The 21,282-nt window shown below is 67.5% G+C and carries 16 protein-coding genes, 1 tRNA gene and 1 riboswitch; of the genes, 5 read left to right on the plus strand and 12 right to left on the minus strand.

From position 1 onward, the window contains the following. Positions 1 to 21 precede the first annotated feature (21 nt). The 4 genes from VH567_RS13740 to VH567_RS13755 form a co-directional block, all read right to left on the minus strand. Positions 22 to 822 (minus strand): ABC transporter substrate-binding protein, encoded by an 801-nt coding sequence (locus tag VH567_RS13740; protein ID WP_423326823.1) that lies wholly within the window; start codon positions 820 to 822, stop codon positions 22 to 24. Beyond that, positions 819 to 2,717 carry a TonB-dependent receptor plug domain-containing protein gene (locus VH567_RS13745; RefSeq protein WP_423326824.1) on the minus strand — a complete coding sequence of 633 codons (1,899 nt, stop codon included), beginning with the start codon at positions 2,715 to 2,717 and terminating at the stop codon, positions 819 to 821. The genes VH567_RS13740 and VH567_RS13745 overlap by 4 nt, the downstream gene beginning before the upstream one ends. Before the next feature lie 114 nt (positions 2,718 to 2,831). Further along, positions 2,832 to 3,046: riboswitch (cobalamin riboswitch) on the minus strand. Between the two features lie 319 nt (positions 3,047 to 3,365). Beyond that, positions 3,366 to 5,420: a TonB-dependent receptor gene (locus tag VH567_RS13750; RefSeq protein WP_423326825.1), complete on the minus strand. Its 2,055-nt coding sequence runs from the start codon at positions 5,418 to 5,420 to the stop codon at positions 3,366 to 3,368. A gap of 387 nt (positions 5,421 to 5,807) precedes the next feature. Then, positions 5,808 to 6,233 (minus strand): organic hydroperoxide resistance protein, encoded by a 426-nt coding sequence (locus VH567_RS13755; RefSeq protein ID WP_423326826.1) that lies wholly within the window; start codon positions 6,231 to 6,233, stop codon positions 5,808 to 5,810. A gap of 119 nt (positions 6,234 to 6,352) precedes the next feature. On the opposite strand from VH567_RS13755, the gene VH567_RS13760 reads away from it, so the two are divergent. Further along, entirely contained in the window at positions 6,353 to 6,802 is a 450-nt protein-coding gene (locus tag VH567_RS13760) for a MarR family winged helix-turn-helix transcriptional regulator (RefSeq protein WP_423326827.1), read from the plus strand. Positions 6,803 to 6,844: 42 nt separating this feature from the next. Here the strand turns inward: VH567_RS13760 and VH567_RS13765 are convergent, their stop codons facing one another. Further along, positions 6,845 to 6,976 (minus strand): hypothetical protein, encoded by a 132-nt coding sequence (locus tag VH567_RS13765; protein ID WP_423326828.1) that lies wholly within the window; start codon positions 6,974 to 6,976, stop codon positions 6,845 to 6,847. Further along, on the minus strand, positions 6,973 to 7,119 hold the full coding sequence (locus VH567_RS13770) for a hypothetical protein (RefSeq protein ID WP_423326829.1): 147 nt from the start codon (positions 7,117 to 7,119) through the stop codon (positions 6,973 to 6,975). The genes VH567_RS13765 and VH567_RS13770 overlap by 4 nt, the downstream gene beginning before the upstream one ends. Before the next feature lie 180 nt (positions 7,120 to 7,299). Between VH567_RS13770 and VH567_RS13775 the strand changes: the two genes are divergently transcribed. Then, entirely contained in the window at positions 7,300 to 8,781 is a 1,482-nt protein-coding gene (locus VH567_RS13775) for an amidohydrolase family protein (RefSeq protein WP_423326830.1), read from the plus strand. A 74-nt stretch (positions 8,782 to 8,855) separates the two neighbouring features. On the opposite strand, the gene VH567_RS13780 is transcribed toward VH567_RS13775, so the two are convergent. Continuing rightward, positions 8,856 to 9,860, minus strand: a complete 1,005-nt coding sequence (locus VH567_RS13780) for a serine hydrolase (RefSeq protein WP_423326831.1) — start codon at positions 9,858 to 9,860, stop codon at positions 8,856 to 8,858. Between the two features lie 472 nt (positions 9,861 to 10,332). Here VH567_RS13780 and VH567_RS13785 point away from each other — a divergent pair, with 472 nt between their 5' ends. Continuing rightward, complete coding sequence (locus tag VH567_RS13785; protein ID WP_423326832.1) at positions 10,333 to 12,084, plus strand: chloride channel protein; 1,752 nt, start codon at positions 10,333 to 10,335, stop codon at positions 12,082 to 12,084. A 200-nt stretch (positions 12,085 to 12,284) separates the two neighbouring features. Here the strand turns inward: VH567_RS13785 and VH567_RS13790 are convergent. Together VH567_RS13790 and cpdR are read right to left on the minus strand one after the other, a co-directional pair. Beyond that, positions 12,285 to 12,359: transfer RNA gene (locus VH567_RS13790), tRNA-Val, on the minus strand. 44 nt (positions 12,360 to 12,403) lie between these two features. Next, positions 12,404 to 12,781 (minus strand): cell cycle two-component system response regulator CpdR, encoded by a 378-nt coding sequence (gene cpdR / locus VH567_RS13795; RefSeq protein WP_423326833.1) that lies wholly within the window; start codon positions 12,779 to 12,781, stop codon positions 12,404 to 12,406. 136 nt (positions 12,782 to 12,917) lie between these two features. Between cpdR and VH567_RS13800 the strand changes: the two genes are divergently transcribed. Further along, entirely contained in the window at positions 12,918 to 13,802 is an 885-nt protein-coding gene (locus tag VH567_RS13800; RefSeq protein ID WP_423326834.1) for an N-formylglutamate amidohydrolase, read from the plus strand. A 44-nt stretch (positions 13,803 to 13,846) separates the two neighbouring features. Here VH567_RS13800 and VH567_RS13805 read toward each other — a convergent pair whose 3' ends face one another. Both VH567_RS13805 and VH567_RS13810 read right to left on the minus strand, forming a co-directional pair. Further along, a complete protein-coding gene (locus tag VH567_RS13805) occupies positions 13,847 to 16,987 on the minus strand; it encodes a TRCF domain-containing protein (RefSeq protein ID WP_423326835.1) in 3,141 nt (1,046 codons plus the stop codon). 242 nt (positions 16,988 to 17,229) lie between these two features. Beyond that, complete coding sequence (locus VH567_RS13810; protein ID WP_423326836.1) at positions 17,230 to 18,186, minus strand: Gfo/Idh/MocA family protein; 957 nt, start codon at positions 18,184 to 18,186, stop codon at positions 17,230 to 17,232. 132 nt (positions 18,187 to 18,318) lie between these two features. Between VH567_RS13810 and VH567_RS13815 the strand changes: the two genes are divergently transcribed. Continuing rightward, positions 18,319 to 20,133, plus strand: coding sequence for an IlvD/Edd family dehydratase (locus VH567_RS13815; RefSeq protein WP_423326837.1), 1,815 nt, complete (start codon positions 18,319 to 18,321; stop codon positions 20,131 to 20,133). Positions 20,134 to 20,499: 366 nt separating this feature from the next. On the opposite strand, the gene VH567_RS13820 is transcribed toward VH567_RS13815, so the two are convergent. Continuing rightward, entirely contained in the window at positions 20,500 to 21,213 is a 714-nt protein-coding gene (locus tag VH567_RS13820) for a FadR/GntR family transcriptional regulator (RefSeq protein WP_423326838.1), read from the minus strand. Positions 21,214 to 21,282 lie beyond the last annotated feature (69 nt).

The following is a 21,282-nucleotide window of genomic DNA, read 5'->3' on the forward strand; positions in this document are numbered from 1 at the left end:
GGTTTTGGTATGGGTGTCGCATCACAGCCTTGCCCTGATCGCGGCGAGGTGTTCGAGCGCGGGCGGAATGGTCGGGCCGCCGCAGTTGATCAGGACGCGGGGGAAGACGGCTTGCGGCGTACGCGGCAACAACCGACGGCGCAGCGCGGTGCCGCGGCTGGCGCGTTCGGGGGCGATCACGATCGCGGGGGGCTGCGTCACGATCGTCTCCGCCGAGAGCGTGCCGGTATGCGTCAAGCCGTAGCTCGCGGCGGCGTTGCGGAAGCCAACACGCGTCATCATCTCGTTCAGCAACGTGCTCCCCCCGGTTGCGAGATCGCCGCTGATATAGAGCAACGCGCTCGGCGACAGTCCATCCGTCCGACTCCAGCGCGCCACCGCGCGATCGATATCGGCGTTGATCCGCACGCCACCCGCGGGCGCACCGACCGCGTCGGCGATCTGCTTCACCTGTGCCTGGCTCTCCGCGATCGAGTCCGGGATACCGAGCAGCAGCGTCTTCAGCCCGGCCCGCGCGTAGGCCGCCTGGGTCGCCGGCGGCGTATACGTGCTGGCGATGACGAGATCGGGGTGGAGCGCGATCACCTCCTCGGCGGTCCCGGCGATTCCGCGAAACCGACGCGCGACGTCGAGCGGGATCGAGGTCGCGGACGGATCTTGCGAATAATGGCTGATCCCGGCGATCCGCGATGCGGGCAGGATCCGGACCAGCACCGAATCCACGCACGGATTGGTCGAGACGATCCCCCCGCCACCGCCCGCTCCGGGGGATTGCGCGCAGCCCCCGAGCAGGAGCGCGAGGAGGATCGGCCTTCGCCTCACTTCAGCCGCAACCGCACGCCGCCATACGCCGCGCGACCGTAATTGCCGTAGCCCGCGACCGTCTCGTACCGCGAGTCGGTGAGGTTATCGACGCGGCCGTACAGTGCGATCTGGTCGGTGATCGGCATTTCCGCGCGGACGCCCGCCAGCGCATAGCCGTCGAGCCGCACGGTGTTGGCGGCGTCGTCGAAGCTGTCGCCGACCATCGTCACGGTACCGCCGACCGACAGTCCGAACGCGAACCGGTAATCGGCGTCGACGCTCGCAGTCTGCTTGGGACGGCGCGCGAGATCGTTGCCGAAATCGCTACCGATCGTGCGGTTCTCGGTGTCGATATAGCTGTAGTTCGCGGTCAGCGTCAGCGCGTCGACCGGGCGCAAGGCCAAGGTGAACTCGACGCCGTCCGCCTCGGCGCGGGCAATGTTGTCGTAGACGCCGAACGGGCGGTCGACGCAGATCGAACCGGCGGTCGTCTGCTCTGCAGGGCTGCAATCGCGGAAGTCGATCTGGTTGCGCGTCCGGCGGTTGAAATAGGTCACGCCTGCGCGGACCCGGTTGGCGAGGAACGCCTGCTCGACACCGACGTCGAAGTTGCGCGCGGTCTCCGGATCGAGGCCGCGATTCCCGTAGTCGGAGAAGAGCTGGTACAACGTCGGCGCCTTGAAGCCTTCGCCGTAGCTCGCGCGGACGGTGGTGCCGGTGCGCAGCGCCAGCGCGGCGTTTGCGCCGAACGTCGTGTGGCTGCCGAAATCGTCGTGATCGTCGTTGCGGACGCCGCCGGTGATCGTGAGGATGTCGAGCGGCTTGACGATCAGCTGGCCGTAAACGCTGTTGATGCCGGTATCCGCGAAGGTGAAGCCGTCGTTGAAGCGGCTGTTCTCGCGCTCGACTCCGGCGACCACGCGGACCTGGTCGAACGGGCGGAAGTCGCCCTGGTATTCGTAGCGTTCGCTGCGGCCGCGGCCGATGAAGGTCGGATCGCTGCCGAAGCTCGGGTCGTAATTGTCGCGGTTGATGTCGGCGATCGTGAACGCGACGCGGTTGTTGATCCGACCGTCAGCGAAGTTCGCGTGCAGCCCGGCATAGCCGTAAGCCTCGCGCGTCTTCGAATATTCGGGCGTGTCGGCGAGCACGTAATCGGGGGCCGGGAAGCCGTCGATCTCGACGCGGCTGTCGGCGAAATAGCCGCGCAGGTCGAGGCCGATGCCTGGTGCGAACTCGACGCCCACCCGTCCGGTTGCGCCATATTGGCGATAGCCGTCGCGCTCGGTGCCGCTGGCGGCGGACGAGATGCCGTCGGTGCGCAGATAGCCGCCGGTCAGCGAGCCCGATACCGGCCCGGACTTACCCGACACGCCTGCGCTCGCGAACACGCTGTCGGCATAGCCATATTCGGCGTTGGCGCGAGCTTGCACGCCTTCGGTCGGTGCGGCGGTGATGATGTTGACGACGCCGCCGATCGCCTGGCTGCCCCACGGCACCGAGTTCGGGCCGCGCAACACCTCGATCCGCTCGACCGAGCTCGACAGCAGATTGCCGAAGTTGAAGCCACCGCCGGTCGACGACGGATCGTTGACGCGGACGCCGTCGATCACGACGAGCGTCTGGTCCGCCTCTGCACCGCGGATGCGGACGCTGGTCAGCGCGCCGACGGTGCCGTTGCGCGTGACGGTGACACCGGGCGTGGTCGCGAGCAGATCGGAGACGACAACGGTCTGGCGGCGCTCGATCTCGGCGCGGTCGATGACGGTGATGGCCTGGCCGATCTCGCTGGCGGGCTGTGCGACGCGGCTCGCAGTGACGACGAGTTCGGGAGCATCGGTATCGGGGATGGTCTGGGCATAAGCAGGCGCTGCGATCGCCGCGGCGCCGAGTAGAAGGAAGAACTTCGTCATGGGGTACGTCCTGGCAGAACCGCCCACGACCATTCGGGAGCGGCAGACGTCTCTCGCTCGAGGAAGCCCGGCTGAACCGGAGCACTCGTCCGCGCCGGAGCACCCGCCCGCGCAGTGGATCGACCGTGAAAGGCAGGTTTCCTGGCTTCCGGGTCGCCGCGCCCACCCCGCCTTCCCAGGTCGAAACCCAGTGGCATATCGGGGTGGCCGCTATCCGGTCACAGTTGCGGGTACAGCGCCGGTCTTGCGGATTTGGATCGTGACGACCCGGCCCGCGCACCGACTTCCCTTTTGATCCCGTCGCCGGGACCCTTCACGAGAGCGGCATTAGTCGCGCGTCGTGCACGGGTCAACGCGGGGAACGCTCTACAGTCGTTCCCGCCAAGGGGGTGCGCTGGGGTAAGCTGGCTCACCGTCCACAGCGCGACCCCGGCGGAGGCCGGGGCCCAGTTGGCAAGGTCACAGTAACGAAGGACCGCGCTTAGTTAGCGACGTTCCCCAACTGGGCCCCGGCCTCCGCCGGGGTGGTGGCGTGTTGGTCAGGACGTCGCTTTCCCTTCCTTGTTCTCCCGCGAAGGCGGGAGCCCAGACTGGATCCCCGCCTTCGCGGGGAAACACGCTGTCTTCGTTTCCCTCAATGGAGAAGTATCACCGAAGCCCGTACCGCAACCCCACCCAGATCGTCCGCGGCGTGGCCCGTTCGACTATGTTCGCGCCACTGATCCCCGCCTCGATGCGCTCGCCGAACAAATTCTCCCCGCGGACCTCGGCCACCAGCGACCGCATGATCGGCAGCGCGGCATACGCATCCAGCGTCGTCGCGGCCCCAAGCACCCGCGTATTCTGATCGTCGTCGAACTGCCGACCGATATGCCGCACGGTCAGCGACAGCGCCGCCGCATCGTGCCGCCAGTCGACCGTTCCCGACACCTGGTCACGCGGGGTCTGCGCCGGTTGCAAGCCGTCCAGAGCGGCGGTGATCCCCGAACCCTCGACCTTCGAGTTCGTGTGCGACCACGATGCTTGCACGCCCAGCGGACCCGGCCGATACGCCGCATCCAGTTCGAACCCATGCGCGCGGATCGCATCGAGATTCTGGCGGACGCGGTAGGTCGCGACCCCCGGCAGCACCTGCGGCGGGTTGGTCGTTGTGACGTTGGCGATCGCATCCTTCAGCCGGTTGTAGAAATAGGTCGCGGCAATGCTGACCCCCGGCGCAGGCGTCAGGGTGACGCCACCCTCGACCCCGGTCAGCCGCTCCGGCGATAGCAACGCGTTCGCCGCAGTCGCATCGTTGCCGACACGGAACGGCCGATACAGTTCGTTGAGTGTCGGCAGTCGCCAGCCCCGATACCCGGCAGCGCGCAGCGTAATCGCTTCGACCGGCTGATACGCCACGCCCGCCCGACCGGTCGTCTCGCTGCCATCGCGATCCGCATAGCGCAGATTGGTCAGCGCCGCCCCGCCGGCCAGCGGCCGTTCCGTCAGATAGCCGCCATCGATCGACCACCAGTCGACCCGTCCGCCAAGGCTGAAGGTGAAGTCGCCCGCCACGAGGCTCCCATCCGCGAAGACACCGGTCGTCGTGGTGCCGCCGCCAGCCTCGCGCCGCCGCGTCGGCGCCGCGTTGACGAACGTATAGAGTTCCTGCGTCTTGCCGCTCACGTCGCGGATATCCGCCCCCAGCCTCAGCGTGATGCTCTCGCCGAGCGGCGGCGCGATCTCGATCCGTCCGCCCAGCCCGGTGGCAGGCGTATTATACTGGTTCAACGACTGGATCGCGGTCGTCCGCGCGGCATTGATGCTGTTGAAGCTGCTCGCGAACGCCCGTGTCTGCAGATACGCCAGCGCCGAATACCCCCAACGCCCGCGCCCGATCAACCGGACGCTCGCATCCGCCCCCTCGCTCTTGTTGTCGGTAAAGTCGCTTCCCCGGTCGCGCCGATCGGTGAATGCGCTCGCATTCATCTGCAATTCGGTCTTCGCGCCGATCCCGACAACGGTCCGCAGCGCGCCCGACGCCTGCTCATACGGCGCGGCCCGATCGACGATCCCGCGGCTCTCCTCGACGGTCGGCGTAAAGCCATCCCCGCGCGCGTAAGCCCCCGACAAAGTCGCGAACCCCGACCCGCGTACCAGCGCCGCCGAGCCCTGCGCGTCGACCGAATCGCGGCTGCCATAAGCGACGCTGCCCTGGAACGGCGTCAGTTGATCGGGCGTCGCGCTCTCTAGTTCGACCGTCCCGGCCAGCGCGCCCGGTCCCTGATATCCACTGCCACCACCCCGCGTCACGCGGATGCGCCCGAGCCGCCCCGTCGCATAGGCCGGAAACGCGACCCAGCCGCCGAACGGGTCCGCCTGCGGCACGCCGTCGAAGATCAGCAGCGCGCGACTGGAGGCATTGCCGCCGATCCCGCGCAGCGAAATGCCCTGGCTGGTCGGGTTGGCGCTACGCGAGTCCGACCGCCGGAACTGCTGCAATCCGGCGACGTCGGCGAGCACGCTCTCCAGCCGATTGCTTGCATTCGCCTGGATCCGGTCACGCTCGATCGTGACGATATCATAGGCCCGATCGCCCGGCGCATCCGCCAACCCGCGCCCGGTGACGACGATCTCGGGCGCAGGCTCGGCAGATGGCGTGGCGGGCGGCGTGGCGGGCGATTGCGCCGAGACCGCGGTCGAGGACAAAAGGAGGGCGAGCATGGAGGCGGTTCGAATCATGCGCGGCGCATGCCAGCTTTCGCATTTTTTTCAAAAGCTTCGAATGGTCGGAATGCGACGTGTTGGGCGATGTCGTGAACGGGAAATAGGTCGTCGCGTCGTTGTCGCGCGCGGCGCGGCGCAACTGGCCGACCTTTGACGAGATGGCGAATTCGCCGCGTGCTTGCTGGCGAGCAAGCACCCGAAGTGGCGTTCGGCCAGGCCGAAATCGGTAGGCGGACGATAGCACCGTTGTACCATAGCGCGCGCCTCTCAGAGTCCTTCGAGGTGCTTAACTCTGAAACGAAGCAGTTCTTCCCGAACGCCAGAACGATGCCGACAGGCGGGGATGCCACCCCGCCCGCCGTCCATAGATCAGCCGCCTATCGATCAGGCAAGCGTCAGGCCGACATCGACATTGCCGCGCGTCGCGTTCGAATACGGGCAGATGTCGTGCGCCGCATCGACCAGCGTCTGTGCCTGCTCCCGATCGAGCCCGGGAAGCGTGACGGTCAGGTCGGTGGTGATGCCGAAACCACCCGCAGCGCGCGGGCCGATGCCGACCTTGGCGGTGACCGCGACGTCGTCGGGCACCTTCACCTTCAGCTGCTGCCCCGCGACCTTCAGCGCGCCGATGAAGCAGGCGGAGTAACCCGCCGCGAACAGCTGCTCGGGATTGCTGCCGTCACCGCCCGCACCGCCGAGTTCCTTCGGCGTCGACAACGCGACGTCGAATCGGCCGTCCTCGGATCTGGCATGGCCGTCACGCCCTCCGGTTGCGGTGGCGGTTGTGGTGTACTTGACGTCGATCGACATTACATATCTCCATAACGTTTATTGCGATAAGATATTTAGGAAGAGAGTGGCGGCCTGTCCAGCATTAGTTTGCCGCGATAAGCATTATCGTGCTATTGCGAGTGCGAAGGAGTTCTGCCGTGCCCACCCCCCTGCCGCTGGACGACCAGCTCTGCTTTTCGCTGTACGCCGCGACGATCGCGATCAATCGCGCCTACAAGCCTGTGCTCGACCGGCTCGGCATCACCTATCCGCAGTTTCTCGTTCTCCAGACGCTCAACGAGACCGACGATGGCCGGTCGATCGGCGCGATCGCCGACCGGCTCGCGCTCGAACCCAGCACGATCACTCCGCTCGCCAAGCGGCTCGAAGCCGCCGGGCTCGTCACTCGCATCCGCAATCCCGCGGACGAACGCCAGGTCCGCGTTCGCCTGACGGAAGCGGGCAAGGCATGCTGGGCGGAAACCGGCTGCCTCGGCGCACTGATGGTCGAGCGTACCGGCATGACGCCCGATCGGCTGGCAGCGCTGAATGCCGAAGTGGCCGCGCTGCGCCGTGCGCTGGCGGGCGAACGGAGCGTCACGCAGTGACCGCGTTACGCTGAAGCCACCCAAGATACGCGCGGCGTTGTTCTAAGCGTAGCTGGCATACCGCGACGCGAGGTCGCGGATCGCGGTCACGATCGCCAGCGTCTGGGGTAGATCGAACACGTCGCTCACCCCGTTCGGCGTCGCGTCGGCAAAGGGCGGGTTGGTGAGGATCATCGTATAGGCGCCGGCATCATCGCCCGGCGGATGAACAACAGATAGGTGAGCTGTTCGACGCCGGTCAGCGGGTTCGATACGCCTCCCGACCACATCGCATCGCGCAGCTTGTCGACCTGGCTGCAGATTTCACGGTTCAACACGGCAGTACCCCTTGGCCGTGTGTTGGCCGTGTGCGCCAGCCAATCGCTGTTCCAAGCTGTCCAGGCAAACCTTCGCGACCACCGCGCGGCAGATTGCCCGAAGACGGACGGCGCGATCGCGGATCAAATGACGGGACAGGAACGGTAGACCATGGAAACCGTCACGGATATGTCCAGGTCATGAAGCTGATCCTGACCGCCGCCGTCGCGCTGGCGACGCCCGCCGCTCCCGTTGCGGCACAGGTTGCCGCCCCCGTTGCGGCCCCCATTGCGGCCCAGCGCGCCGACGCCGTCATCCGCCACGTCACCATCGTCGATGTCGAGCATGGACGGGCAAAGGCGGACCAGGCCGTGGCCTGGCGCAACGGCACGATCGTCGCGGTCGGTGCCGATGCGACGATCGCGCGGCGCTGGCGGACCACGTCGGTCATCGACGGCAAGGGGCGCTACCTCATTCCGGGCCTGTGGGACATGCACGTCCACTTCGGCGGCGGGCCCGACCTGATCGCAGAGAACAAGGCGCTGCTGCCGCTTTACATCGCGCACGGCATCACCACGATCCGCGACTGTTCGGGCGACCTGCCGGACCAAGTGCTGGCATGGCGCGGCGAGATCGCGCGCGGCACGCTGTTCGGCCCGCGGCTGCTGACGTCGGGCGCCAAGCTGGAAGGCATCAAGCCGATCTGGAAGGGCACGATCGAGGTTGGCAGCCGCGCCGATGTCGACGCCGCCATCGCGCACGAGAAGACGGTTGGCGTCGATTTCGTCAAGATCACCGACAACACGCTCGATCCCAAGCTGTTCCTGTACGCCGTCTCGCGCGCGCGTGCCGCGGGCCTGCGCGTATCCGGCCATATTCCGATGCAGGATACCGTCGGCCAGGCGATCGACGCGGGCATCAGTTCGATCGAGCATCTCGATTACGCCTACAAGGCGGGCGTCAGGGACGAGGCGGACATCGCCGCCGATTTCGCCGCGGGGCGGATCGACCGGGCCGAGGCCAACCGCCGGATCGACACCGGCTTCGATCCGGCCACCGCGATGGCGGCCTATCGCCGCATGGCTGCAAAGGCCGTCTTCGTCACGCCGACGCTCAACATCAGCAGCATCACCGCGCATCTCGACGCAACGAGCCACGCGAACGACGCGTATCTCGCCTATATCGGCCCCGGCCTGCGCAAGACCTATGACTGGCGGGTCCAGCGCGCGGCGACTGCCACGCCGGCCGAGATCGAGGCACGCCATGCCCATTTCGATCGGGTCGCGGCGATCCTGCCGATGCTGAACAAGGCCGGCGTGACGATCATGGCGGGCACCGATGCGGGCTTCCTCAACAGCTATGATTATCCGGGCGTCGGCCTTCACGACGAACTGGCGCTGTATGTGAAATACGGGCTGACGCCGTCCCAGGCGCTCGCCTCGGCGACGCGCGTGGGCCCGGCGTGGTTCGGCGAGATGGCGCGCTATGGCGGCATCGCGCCGGGCAAGGCGGCGGACCTCGTGCTCCTCGACCGCAACCCGCTGCAGTCGATCGCCGCGACGCGCGCGATCCGGATGGTCGTGCTGCGCGGACGTTCGTACGATCGCGCGGCGCTCGACGGCATGCTTGCCGCAACGCGCGCGAAAGTCTCCGAATGGAACGCGGCTGCCAAACGGAATTGACAGGAGGCCTTTGCCGAGGCGCTTCGATTGTCCAGAATAAGCCAATTCGATCACGCCGGAAAAAGCGCGACCAACTATCGGCCTGCGGTCGCCACGACCGCCCGGGTCACGTCGCCCATCAGCCGCATCCGCACCGGGATCGGCTCGCGGGTGCTGGCGATCATCACGGAGACGGCATAGCGGTGCCCGTTGGGTGCGACGAGCAATCCGACATCGTTATAGCCGGTCGAGAGTGTATCGAGATCCTGCCCCGTCCCCGTCTTGTGCGCGAGCGTCCAGCCGGGGCGAAGGCCGGATTTGAGGCGGAGCGGGCCGGTCTTGCTCGATCGCATCAGCGTCAGCAACGAGGCGGTCGATCGCGGGCTCAACAGCTTGCCCTGCGCCAGCAGCGACAATCCCAGCGTGACGCCATTGGCGGACGCACCATCGAGCGGATCGGCGAGATAGCGGCGCAAGGCCTTGTCGCGCGCTTCGTACGTCATCGCCGCGCGCGCCTGGAGGAAGCCCCAGCCCCCTGCCCATTCCGGCCGCCATTCGAGGCCTGTAGTGCGGGCCTGCAACTGCCGCTCGCCAGGGCCGAACTTGACGCCGGCGATGCCTTTATCCGCCAGCATCCGGTTGATCGCGGTCGGCCCGCCGACCCGCCAGAGGAGCATGTCGTTGCAGGTGTTGTCGCTGCGCGTCATCGCCCCGCGCAACAGCTCGCCGATCGTCGTCCTGTAGCCGTCCTTGCCGACGAGCGTCCGGATCGGCTGGTGGAACAGCGTCAGATCCGACCGTGTGACCGTCACCGGATCGGCGAGCGACAACCGGCCTCGATCGACCGCATCCATAACCGCGATCGCAACCCAGAACTTGCTGACGCTCTGCTGTGGACGAGGACGATCGCCTTCCCACGCGACCACCCAGCCCTCGTCGATATCGCGGACACTGATACCGGCCGCGCCCTTGAATCCCGCGCCCAGCGCCTGGACCGCGTTGAGCAGATCCGCCGACGGCTGTGGTCGCGTTGCCCCCGTCCTTGGCGGCGTCCTTGGCGGCGTCCGGGCGGGTATGGTGGTCTGGACCGTGATCGGCACGGAGGCTGGCGATGCCGGCTGCCTTCCGGCCGGGACACAAGCGGCAAGACCGGACAGACCGGCAACGACCCCGATACGACGACACAGCAATTCAAATGGCAACGGCACTTCCCTTTTCAGGCTTTGTAGTGCGCTGACCCTGGAGCGAAACCGGAGCCCGGCGACTTCGACGCGCCCAACGCTCCGCTCGGCGCAGAGACGACCTTGGATACGCCGATGGTCAGGCTGCCCCCGCCAAGATCTTTCCCGCCAGGATTGGCCCAACGAGATTCGCATAGCCGGGATCGGGACTTGGGTTTAACCGGTGCGATGTGCCTCTCCCGCTCCCCTGCCCGCGCATTGCTCGTCCCTGCTCTGCCGGCCGGGATAACGGATGCGGGATGCACGACGACGTGAACCGTCTTCGTGGCCTTCGCCGTGCTCCCTCGCGGTTCCGAGCGCGCCGCACCACGGTGCCTCGGCGGAAGCAAATGTGACCCCGGACGTCAGCGCGATACGATCCGCAACCGCCTGGTTGCGCCAACGCCTGCGTGCGAGTGAGGCGGTCCTGATCCTGCTGGCAGTGGCGATCGGTGGTGCTGCCGGATTGCTGAGCGTCGTGCAGGGTACCGTCGCGCGGTCGCTACAGCATCTGCTCTTCGCCTTGCCGACCGGGCAGCGCCTGAGCGCGACGCCGGCGATTCCCGTGCTGGTCCTCTTCGCCTTGCCGGTCGGCGGGATCGCGCTGGTTCTCTTCTCCTGGGCCACGAAGGCGCGGGCGCGGCACATGGTCGACGCGGTCGAGGCGAACGCGTTGCACGGCGGTCGCATGTCGTGGAGCGACAGCTTGGTCATTTCCGGACAGACGATCATCTCGAACGGGTTCGGTGCGTCGGTCGGGCTGGAGGCCGCCTATGCCCAGCTCGGCGGGGTCATCGCATCGATTGCCGGCGGCTGGTTCAGGCTGCGGCGCGCAGACCTGCGGATCCTGGTCGGTGCCGGCACGGGCGCGGCGATTGCGGGCGCGTTCGGCGCGCCGCTCGCCGGCGCGTTCTACGCGTTCGAGATCGTCATCGGCGCCTACACGCCCGCCGCGATTGCCCCCGTCGCTGCGGCGTCGCTGTCGGGCGTGCTTGTCGCGCAGGCGTTCGGAGCAGAGCCCTATCTGGTCGATGTGGCGGTGGCCGAACAGGTGCAGACGCACCATTACCTGCTTTATGCCGGGCTCGGCGCCATCGCCGCGGTGGTCGGAATCGCTCTGATGCGCGCGGTTGCCGAGGTCGAGGCATTGACCCGCCGCCTGCCGATCCGGACGTCGTGGCGGCCTGTGCTCGGAGGCGTCCTGCTGATTCCCCTGGCCCTGTTGACGCCGCAGGTGCTGTCGGCCGGGCACGGCGCCCTCCACATCGATCTCGAATTCGGCGTGCCGCTCACGTTCCTGGCCGCCATTTTCGTCATGAAGTGCGCGGCGTCGGTCGTCTCGCTCGGCTTTGGCTTTCGCGGCGGACTTTTCTTCGCCTCGCTGTTCCTCGGCAGCCTGCTCGGCCAGCTCTATGCGGGCGGATTGGGCTGGGTCGCCGGTCAATCGCTGGTCGATCCCCAGAATGCGGCGCTGGTGGGCATGGGGGCGCTGGCCGTCGCGGTCGTCGGCGGTCCGATGACGATGGCGATGCTGGTGCTCGAGGCGACGCACGACTTTTCGCTCGCCGGTGCGACGGTCGCCGCCGCGCTGGTCGCGTCGACCATCGTCCGTGAGACGTTCGGCTACTCGTTCTCGACGTGGCGGCTCCATTTGCGCGGGGAGACGATCAAGAGCGCGCGCGATGTCGGGTGGGTCCGTACGCTGACCGCCGGACGGATGATGCGAAAGGTGGAGCGCGCGACGCCTGCCCGGATCACGGTCACCGAGTTTCGCCGGCTGTTTCCGCTGGGGTCGACCAGTCGCGTGGTCGTCGTCGACGCCGAGAATCGTTATGCCGGCGTGGTCCAGACCGCCAGTGCGTTTGCCGAGGGTGTCGTGTCGACCGAGGCGGTCGGCACGCTGGCGATCCACCGGGACCATGTCCTGTCGCCGGATGCCGACATCAAGGCGGTGATGGCGGCCTTCGATACGGCAGGTGCAGACGAAATGGCGGTCGTGGCGGGCGACGGCACCGTGTTGGGGATCTTGTCCGAATCCTACGTACGACGCCGCTACGCAGAGGAACTCGACAAGTCGCAACGCGAGATGTTCGGCGAAGCATAACCTCTCGGCGTCATGCGACCACCGCGAACCGCTACAAGGCGAGGTTACCGATCGGCGGCGGGACCAGCCCGACCCCATTCCACGAACCGCTGAGCGCGCCGTCGTCGATGCCGTCTATGCTGAGGAACCCGCGAACCACAATTCAGCGGCTGCTAAAACGTAAAAAGCCTTGGAAACCCGAAGGCTACCAAGGCTTTCTATGGTGGGCGTGGCAAGGATTGAACTTGCGACCCCTGCGATGTCAACACAGTGCTCTACCACTGAGCTACACGCCCGCCGGAGGGCTCCACTAGCCGCGGTTATCGCGGGGCGCAAGCGCTCAATGCATGCCCGTCACATTATCCATCTCGAACAGCCGATCGACCTCGGCGACCAGGTCGCGCAGGTGGAACGGCTTCGAGAGGACGCGCGCCTGCGGCATCGCCCGCCCGGCCTTCAGCGTGACCGCCGCAAAGCCGGTGATGAACATCACGCGGAGGTCCTTGCACATCTCGCCGGCGCGCTGAGCAAGCTCGATGCCGTCCATCTCGGGCATGACGATATCGGTCAGCAGCAGGTCGAACGTCTCGGTCTCGAGCAGCGGAATAGCCGCGGTACCGCGATCGACGGCGGTCACGGCATAGCCCGAGCGTTCGAGGGCGCGCGTGAGATATTCGCGCATGACCTGGTCATCCTCGGCCAGCAGGATTCGCAACATCGATCTAAAGTCCCGTTTTCGCACAATGTTTGGCGCGGTGTTCGGCGCCGAGTTCGCAAGCACCGACCTACGCGCAAAGCGGTTAAGATTTCCAGATCGATTGCCCGCGCGGACAGGTCGTCCTAGCGTGTCCGCCATGCATCCGTCATCGCCTGCCCCCGGTCCACACAGCAACCCGGACGCGCGCTCGTACGATCGCTTGGGTGCGACGCCGCCCGCGAGCCCGGTAGTGATCTCGGTACCGCATGCGGGGCGTGACTATCCGCTGGCCCTGATGGCCGCGTTGCGCGTGCCGTTGGCGGGCGTGCTGCCACTGGAAGATCGCCTGGTCGACGCCGTCGCACGCGCCGCGCGCACCGACCAGACGACGATCGTCCAGACGCGGGCGCGGGCGTGGATCGACCTCAACCGGCGCGAGGACGAGCGCGATCCGCTGGTCGACGAAGGCGCGGCCGTGCTCCCGCTGGCACAGCAATCCGCCAAGCTGCGCAGCGGCCTGGGCCTCGTGCCGCGGCGTGCGTCCGGGGCGGGCGACCTGTGGGCGCGGCGGTTCACCGGTGCCGACGTCACCGCGCGGATCGCAAGGGATTACCGCCCGTATCATGATGCGGTGTCGGCCGCGCTGGCGGCGGCGCGGGCGCGGTTCGGGGTGGCGGTACTGCTCGACGTGCATTCGATGCCGCCGCTGGGGCCTGGACAGGCGCGTGTGGTGCTCGGCGACCGGTTCGGCCATGCAGCGGACGCGCGGTTCGTCAACCGGATGGCGGCGACCTGTACCGCACACGGATTTTCGGTGGCGCTGAACACCCCTTATGCGGGCGGCCATATCCTCGAACGGCATGCCAATCCCGCCACCGGGATCCACGCGATTCAGCTCGAACTCGATCGCACACTGTATCTCGATCGCAAGCTGCACGCGCCGGGGGCGGGGTTCGCGCGCGTGGTCGATCTGGTGCGGGCGACGCTGGCGGCGCTGACCGAAGAAGCGCTGGCGGTGCCATTGGCTGCGGCTGCGGAGTAAAAACAACGATCCTCCCCCTGGCGGGAGAGGATCGATCGGGCCGCCTACTCGATCATCGCGGCGAGCAGATCCTCGATCCGCCCGGCGCGGTCGATCGGGTCGGCGATCGCCTCGGCGGCGATCCAGCGGCCGGTCTTCTCGATCAGGTCGCCTGCCGGTTTCGCCGCGTCGCGATCCTGCGGTGTGAGAGCGATCGCCGCCGGTCCCGCGTCGATCCGCCGGATGCCCGCCGCCCGCGCCAGCATGCGGATACGCGCGACCTGCAGCAGGTGCCTGGCCTCCTCCGGCATCGCGCCGAAGCGATCGTCGAGCTCGGCCTCGAACCGGTCGAGCGCGGCGACGTCCTCCAGCCGGGCGAGCCGGCCGTATAGCGACAGCCGCACTTCCTCCTCGGGGATCCACGCCTCGGGCAGGCAGCCGCCGACCTCGATGTGCAGGTCCGGTACCCAGTCGTCGACAGCTTCACCCTGCGCGAGCCGCAGCGCCCGCGCGAACAGATGCTGGTACAGGTCGATGCCGATCAGCTTCATGTGCCCGGCCTGCGCCTCGCCGACCAGGTCGCCCGCACCGCGCAAATCGAGATCGCGCGCGCTGATTGCGAACCCCGCGCCGAGCCGGTCGAACGCCTGCAGGGTGCGCAGCCGCTTCAGCGTCGGCTCGGCGATCGTCGCGTCGCCATCGGTGAGCAGCATCACCTGCCCGCGCCGTCCGCTACGCCCGACCCGACCGCGCAACTGGTGCAATTGCGACAGACCGAAGCGGTCCGCATGATGCACGATCATCGTGTTCGCCCGCGGCACGTCGAGCCCCGCCTCGATGATGTTGGTCGCCAACAGCACATCGCCGTCGCCTGCGGCAAATGCGACCATCGCCTCGTCGATCTCTACGGCGGGCATCTTGCCATGCGCCTGGACCAGCCCGAGTTCGGGTACGAGCTTGGCGAGTCTGGCGGCAAGCGGCGCCATGTCGTCGATCCGCGGGACCACGACGAAGCTCTGCCCGCCCCGCGCGCGTTCGCGCCGCAGTGCCGCGCGCACGGTGGCATCGTCGAAGCTCGCGACCGACGTCCGGATCGGCTGGCGACGCGCGGGCGGGGTCGCGATGATCGACAGCCCCTGCAACCCGATCATCGCCGATTGCAGCGTCCGCGGGATCGGCGTCGCGCTCAGCGTCAGCGCATGGCCGGCGCCGAGTGCGTGCAGCTTGGCCTTGTCCGCGGTGCCGAAGCGCTGTTCCTCGTCGATCACGACGAGCGCGAGATCGTGATACGCGACGCCTTTCCCCGCGATCGCGCCGGTGCCGATCACCACGCCGATCGACCCATCGGCGAGCCCGGCCTTCACGCGCGCCTTTTCCTTGGTACTCGACAGCCGCGATAGCCCGGCAACGGTGACACCGCTCCCCGCAAACCGCTTCGTGAACGTCTCGATATGCTGGCGGACCAGCACGGTGGTGGGCGCAGCAATCGCGACCTGTCGCCCAGCCGGCGCCACCGCGGCGGCGGCGCGGAGTGCGACCTCGGTCTTGCCGTAGCCGACATCGCCAATCACCAGCCGGTCCATCGGCTTGCCGCTGGCGAGATCGGCGAGCGTCGTCGCGATCGCGCGAGCCTGGTCGGGGGTTTCGGTGAACGCGAACCCCGCCGCGAAGCGCTCATATGCCGCACGGTCGGGCTCGATCGGATCGGTCGTCCGGGCGTCGCGTTCGGCGGCGAGCTCGGCAAGATCGCGGGCGCTCTCTGCGATCGCCGCGTCGATCGCGCCACGCCGTTTCTGCCACGACGATCCATCGAGCGCGTCAAGCGTCACCACGTCGGCGTCCGCACCATAGCGCCAGATCCGGTCGGCCTCCGCGACCGGCACCAGCCGGCGCCCCTGCCTGGCATATTCGAGGACGATCGCATCGCCCTTGTCATCGGGCAGGCGTTCGAGCCCGCGGACGACGCCAATCCCGAACACCTCGTGGACGATCACGTCGCCGCACCGCAGTTCGCTCGACAAGCCGAGCGCATAAGCACCGCCACGCACGGCGATCTCGTCCCCGCGCGCACGGCCGCCGAGCAGGTCGGCGCTCGCAACCACGGTGATCCCGCTCGCGACGAAACCACGATCGATCGGCGCGGTCAGCAGCATCGCGCTACCCGGTTTGGCGGCGACCGCATCGGCCCAGCAGGCGACTGGCTCGAACGCGATCTTCGGACCAAGCCTGTGGAGCAGGAAACGCAAATCGCGCGGCGAACCGACCACTAGCAGCCGGCCGTCGGCCAGCGCGTCCTTGGCGTATCGCACGAACGCGCGCGCGGGATCGCGGCGCTCGACGAAGCGCGGCGGCATGTCGTCGAGCGTCTCGAGCTGAAGCGTTTCGCACTTCGCGGTTGCAGCGGTCCATGCCTTGGCCTCGACCAGGTCGGCCGCTGCCTTGCGCCGCGGCAGGCCATCTGCCGCGATCGCCAGGAAGCGCGTACGCCGACGCTCGGCATCGCGGTCGAACGCAAGCGCGGCGTCTGGCAGATGAGCAAGGATCGCCACGCCGGCCTCGACCGCCGGTTCGGTCGCGCGACCGACCTCGATCGTCTCGATCATATCCTGGCCGAGTTGGGTGACCGGGTCGTAGGTCCGCAGCGCCGTGATGCGCCCGTCCGTGAACTCGATCCGGACCGGCGCCTCTCGGTCGGCCGGAAAAATATCGATCACGCCGCCCCGCACCGCAATCTCGCCGGGTTCGTCGACCCGGTCGTCCGCCACATAGCCGACCTCTGCCGCCATCGCCGCGAAGGCATCGGGGTCGATCGTGTCCCCAGTCGCAAGCCGGGGCGGCGCCGCGTCGAACGACGCCGGTTCGGGATAGCGCACCGCCGTCGCCTCCGCGGTCGTGACCAGCAGGATCGGCGCGGTACCGGACTCGACGCCTGCCCGTACCTGGCGCAGTGCGGCAACGCGGCGACCGACATTGGCGGGCGACGCCGGCGCTTCGTCGCCCGGCAGCGCATCGCTCGACGGCAGCTGGACAACCAGCGCATCGGGCGCAAGCGCAGCGGCGACCGCGGCGATCTCGGTCGCGCGCTGATCGTCCGCTGCTACGTAGATCAGCCCGTCCTCGCGAAGTCGCTCCACCAGCGCCGCCGCGACCGGCGCCACCGCCGACACCCTATCCTCGTTCGCGATTTCCCGACTGACCTGAAGCATCGATCCGTATCCTCGTTTTGCAGATCAACGTGACCGCAGACGGGGGCGTTCCGGCGATCCTATCGTGGATCAGTCAGGTAGGCGGGATAGCGCAGCGGAAAGTAATCGAAGATACTTTACAGCTTCCCGCACCGGATGTGCCGGGAAGCTGCCCGCATCGTATCTCAGCCTTGCCGTTCCTGTTGTTCGCGGGGAAACATTCCGCGCCGTATCCAGAGGTCATATCCCCCGATCGGTTTCCGTCACCACGCGAACGCAGGCACGATCTCGCGCCGGCCGACCAGGAACGCGTCCGCGACCAGGCGGAGCGGCGTCACGTCGACATCGCTCGCACCCGCCCGCACGAGTTCCGCGAATTTTGCGTACAGCCGCGGATACTCGGCATCCGGGGCCTCGGTGACCTGACCGTCGATCTCCAGCACCGATCCGCCCATCCGCAACGTCAGCGGACCGGCATCGGTATCGACGACGATATCCCATTGCTGCGGGCCTTCGTGGAGAAAATCGAACGCCGCAGTCGCAGGGACATCGCCGCACGTCATGCGCAGATCGGCGGCGAGCGGCGACATCCGTCCCTCCGGCACACGCAGATCGGCCGAGTCCACCACCCACGCCCCACGGACGATCTCGGTCGCGATCGACAGCGCGTTGATGCCCGGGTCGAACACGCCGAAGCCGCCTGCCTCCAGGATCCAGTCCTGCCCCGGATGCCACCGTCGGATATCCTCGCGCCAGTCGATCGTCACGCGCTCGATCGTGCGTTCCGCCAGCCACGCGCGCGCCGCCGCGACGCCTGCCGCCTCCCGCGAATGCCAGGTCGCGAACAGCGTCCGCCCGGCCGCCGCGGCGTGCGCCTCGATCCGCGCGATCTCAGACAACGTCGCGGCGGGCGGCTTCTCCAGCATCACGTGCAATCCGGCATCGATCGCCGCCATCGCGATCGTCGCGCGGCCGACCGGCGGCGTGCAGATCGATACCGCATCCAGCTCATGGCCGGCTGCCAGCAGTTCACCGATGTCGTGATAGTTCGCCACCCCCTCGACCGTCGCGTTGCGGCTGACCGCAGCGACCAGTTCGAACCGCGGATCGGCCGCGATCGCCGGCAGATGCTGGTCGCGCGCGATCTTGCCGACCCCCACGATCGCCAGTTTGATAGGCGCCAGGCGGACCGGCTGTGCAGTCGAAGCGTCCACGGCCATTCGAAAATCCTCTCTATTTATCTTACTTATCGATTGTAACGTGCGGCGCGCCCGCTATCAACGGGGCGAATAGGCGGCGGCACTAGTCTTTCGACTCAAGCCCTTGATATGCCGGACTTCGGAGACGACGACATGACGGACAAGATCGACAACGGCTCGGCCAGCCACGGTCAGGGCAGATTGCGGTCGCGTGCGTGGTTCGACGATCCCAGCAATCCGGACATGACCGCACTCTATATCGAACGCTACCTCAACTACGGGCTCAGCCTCGAGGAACTCCAGTCGGACCGGCCGATCATCGGCATCGCGCAAACCGGCAGCGACCTCGCGCCATGCAACCGCCATCACCTCGTGCTGGCGCAGCGCGTCCGCGACGGCATCCGCGACGCGGGCGGCATCCCGATCGAATTCCCGATCCATCCGATCCAGGAAACCGGCAAGCGTCCGACCGCCGGGCTCGACCGCAACCTCGCCTATCTGAGCCTGGTCGAGGTGCTGCACGGTTACCCGATCGACGGCGTCGTGCTGACGATCGGCTGCGACAAGACGACACCGGCCTGCCTGATGGCCGCCGCGACCGTCAATATCCCCGCGATCGCGCTCTCCGTGGGGCCGATGCTCAACGGCAATTACAACGGCCAGCGCACCGGCTCGGGCACGATCGTGTGGAAGGCGCGCGAGCTGCTCGCGGCGGGCGAGATCGACTATAAGGGCTTCATCGCGCTGGTCGCGTCGTCGGCGCCGTCGACCGGCTTCTGCAACACGATGGGTACCGCGACGACGATGAACTCGTTGTGCGAGGCGCTCGGCATGTCGCTGCCCGGCTCGGCGGCGATCCCCGCGCCGCACCGCGATCGCCAGGAATGCTCGTGGGAGACGGGCCGCCGGATCGTCGAGATGGTCGCCGCCAACCGCCGTCCCTCGGATGTGCTCACGCGCCAGGCATTCCTCAACGCGATCCGCGTCAATTCGGCGATCGGCGGATCGACCAACGCGCCGATCCACCTCAACGCCATCGCGCGTCATGTCGGCGTCGAACTGACGCTGGAGGACTGGGAGAATCACGGCGCGGACGTGCCGTTCATCGTCAATTTGCAGCCCGCCGGCGAATATCTCGGCGAGGACTTCTACCGCGCGGGCGGCGTTCCCGCGGTGATGGGGCAGTTGTTGGCGAAGGGCATGATCGACGGTTCCGCGCTGACCGTGAACGGCAAGACGGTCGAGGAGAATATCGGCGGCCAGACGACGCGCGACGTCGACGTCATCCGCCTGCTCGACGCGCCCTTGCTCGCCAATGCGGGGCTCACCGTGCTGCGCGGCAACATGTTCGACGCCGCAGTGATGAAATTGAGCGTCGTCTCGGACCAGTTCCGCGAGATGTACCTCAGCAATCCCGACGATCCCGAGGCGTTCGAGGCGACTGCGGTCGTGTTCGATGGCCCGGAGGATTATCACAAGCGGATCGACGACCCCGCGCTCGGCATCGACGAAACCTGCATCCTGGTGATGCGCGGCACCGGCCCGATCGGTTATCCGGGCGGCGCGGAAGTGGTGAACATGCGCCCGCCCGCCGCCTTGATCCGCGCGGGCATTCACGCTCTCCCATGCCTTGGTGACGGGCGCCAGTCGGGGACGAGCGGCAGTCCGTCGATCCTCAACGCCTCGCCCGAGGCGGCGGCGGGCGGCAACCTTGCCTTGCTCCAGACCGGCGACCGCATCCGCATCGACCTGCGGGCCAACCGCGCCGACATGCTGGTCGATGATGCCGAACTCGCGCGACGGCGCGCGGCGGTGGATGCCGACGGGTATTTCTTCCCGGTATCGCAGACCCCGTGGCAGGAAATCCACCGCAACATCGTCGGCCAGTTCGACGGCGGCGCGGTGATCGAAAGCGCGGTGAAGTACCAGCGTATCGCCGAAAAGGGCCTGCCGCGCGATAGCCACTGAGGGGGCAGTCCCGCGTCCGTTACGTTGGACGTGTTCGGTGCATATTTCTTCCGCACAAGGGCGAGTCCGTAATCTGACGGTACACACCTTTCCTTGTTCTCCCGCGAAGGCGGGAGCCCAGTCTGGATCCCCGCCTTCGCGGGGAAACAAGCTTGGTAGAAAAGGACACCCGCCGTCATTGGCGGCACCCAACTGGATCCCGGCCTTCGCCGGGGGGTGGCGTCCTTCGATCCCCCCCCGCCAGGGGGAGATGGCTGGCTTTTGCCAGACGGAGGGGGCGGTAGAGAGAACCGCTGTTCCGTGTCCTCCCCCTCCGTCGCCCTCGGCGCCACCTCCCCCTAGCGGGGGAGGATTACAATTCGCCCCCTATTCCTCCCCGATCAGCGTCAGCACGTCGCCGATGATCCGCGTCATCGCCACCTTTGCCCCCTCGGGGTCCCGCGCGATGATCGCGTCCGCCACCGCCGCGTGATCGGCCACGTTCGCGGACCGGCCCTTGATCTTGTTGGTAAAGCGGATCGAGGTGCGCAGCGCAGTCGACACCACCGACTGGAACTGCGCGTAGAACGGGTTCTTCGACGCGCGCAGGATCGCGACGTGGAACGCGATGTCCGCCTCGAGCGGATCGGTCAGCCCGGCTTCGCCCGCCTCCATCTGCTCCAGCCCGCTGCGGATCGCCAGCAGGTCGGCCGCATCGCCGAACCGCGCCGCCAGCGCCGCCGCCTCGGGCTCGATCCCTACGCGCAACTGATTGAAATGCCGCAACAGCTCGACCGAGAACTTCCGCTCCAGCGTCCAGCGCAGCACGTCGGTATCGAACAGGTTCCACGCACTCGCCGGCTGCACCACCGTCCCCTGCCGCGGCCGCGCGCTGACCAGGCCCTTGGCGGTCAGCATCTTGACCGCCTCGCGCGTGACCGACCGACTGACGCCGTGCGTCTTGGCGATCTCCGCTTCGGTCGGGAACGGCCGGCTCTCATACCGCCCGGTCACGATCGCGCGCCCCAGCGTATCGAGCATGCCGTGCGTCAGGTTGCGCCCGAGCACGGCGGCTGCGGGAGGAATTTCGCTGTCTGTCATATCGGTCGCCATTTCCGCAGGTTCTGGCGCAACACCGTCACCGTGTCACGCGTCCAAGCGTTACGCTAG

This window comes from Sphingomonas sp. 4RDLI-65, assembly GCF_049472435.1.
Lineage (GTDB): Bacteria > Pseudomonadota > Alphaproteobacteria > Sphingomonadales > Sphingomonadaceae > Sphingomonas.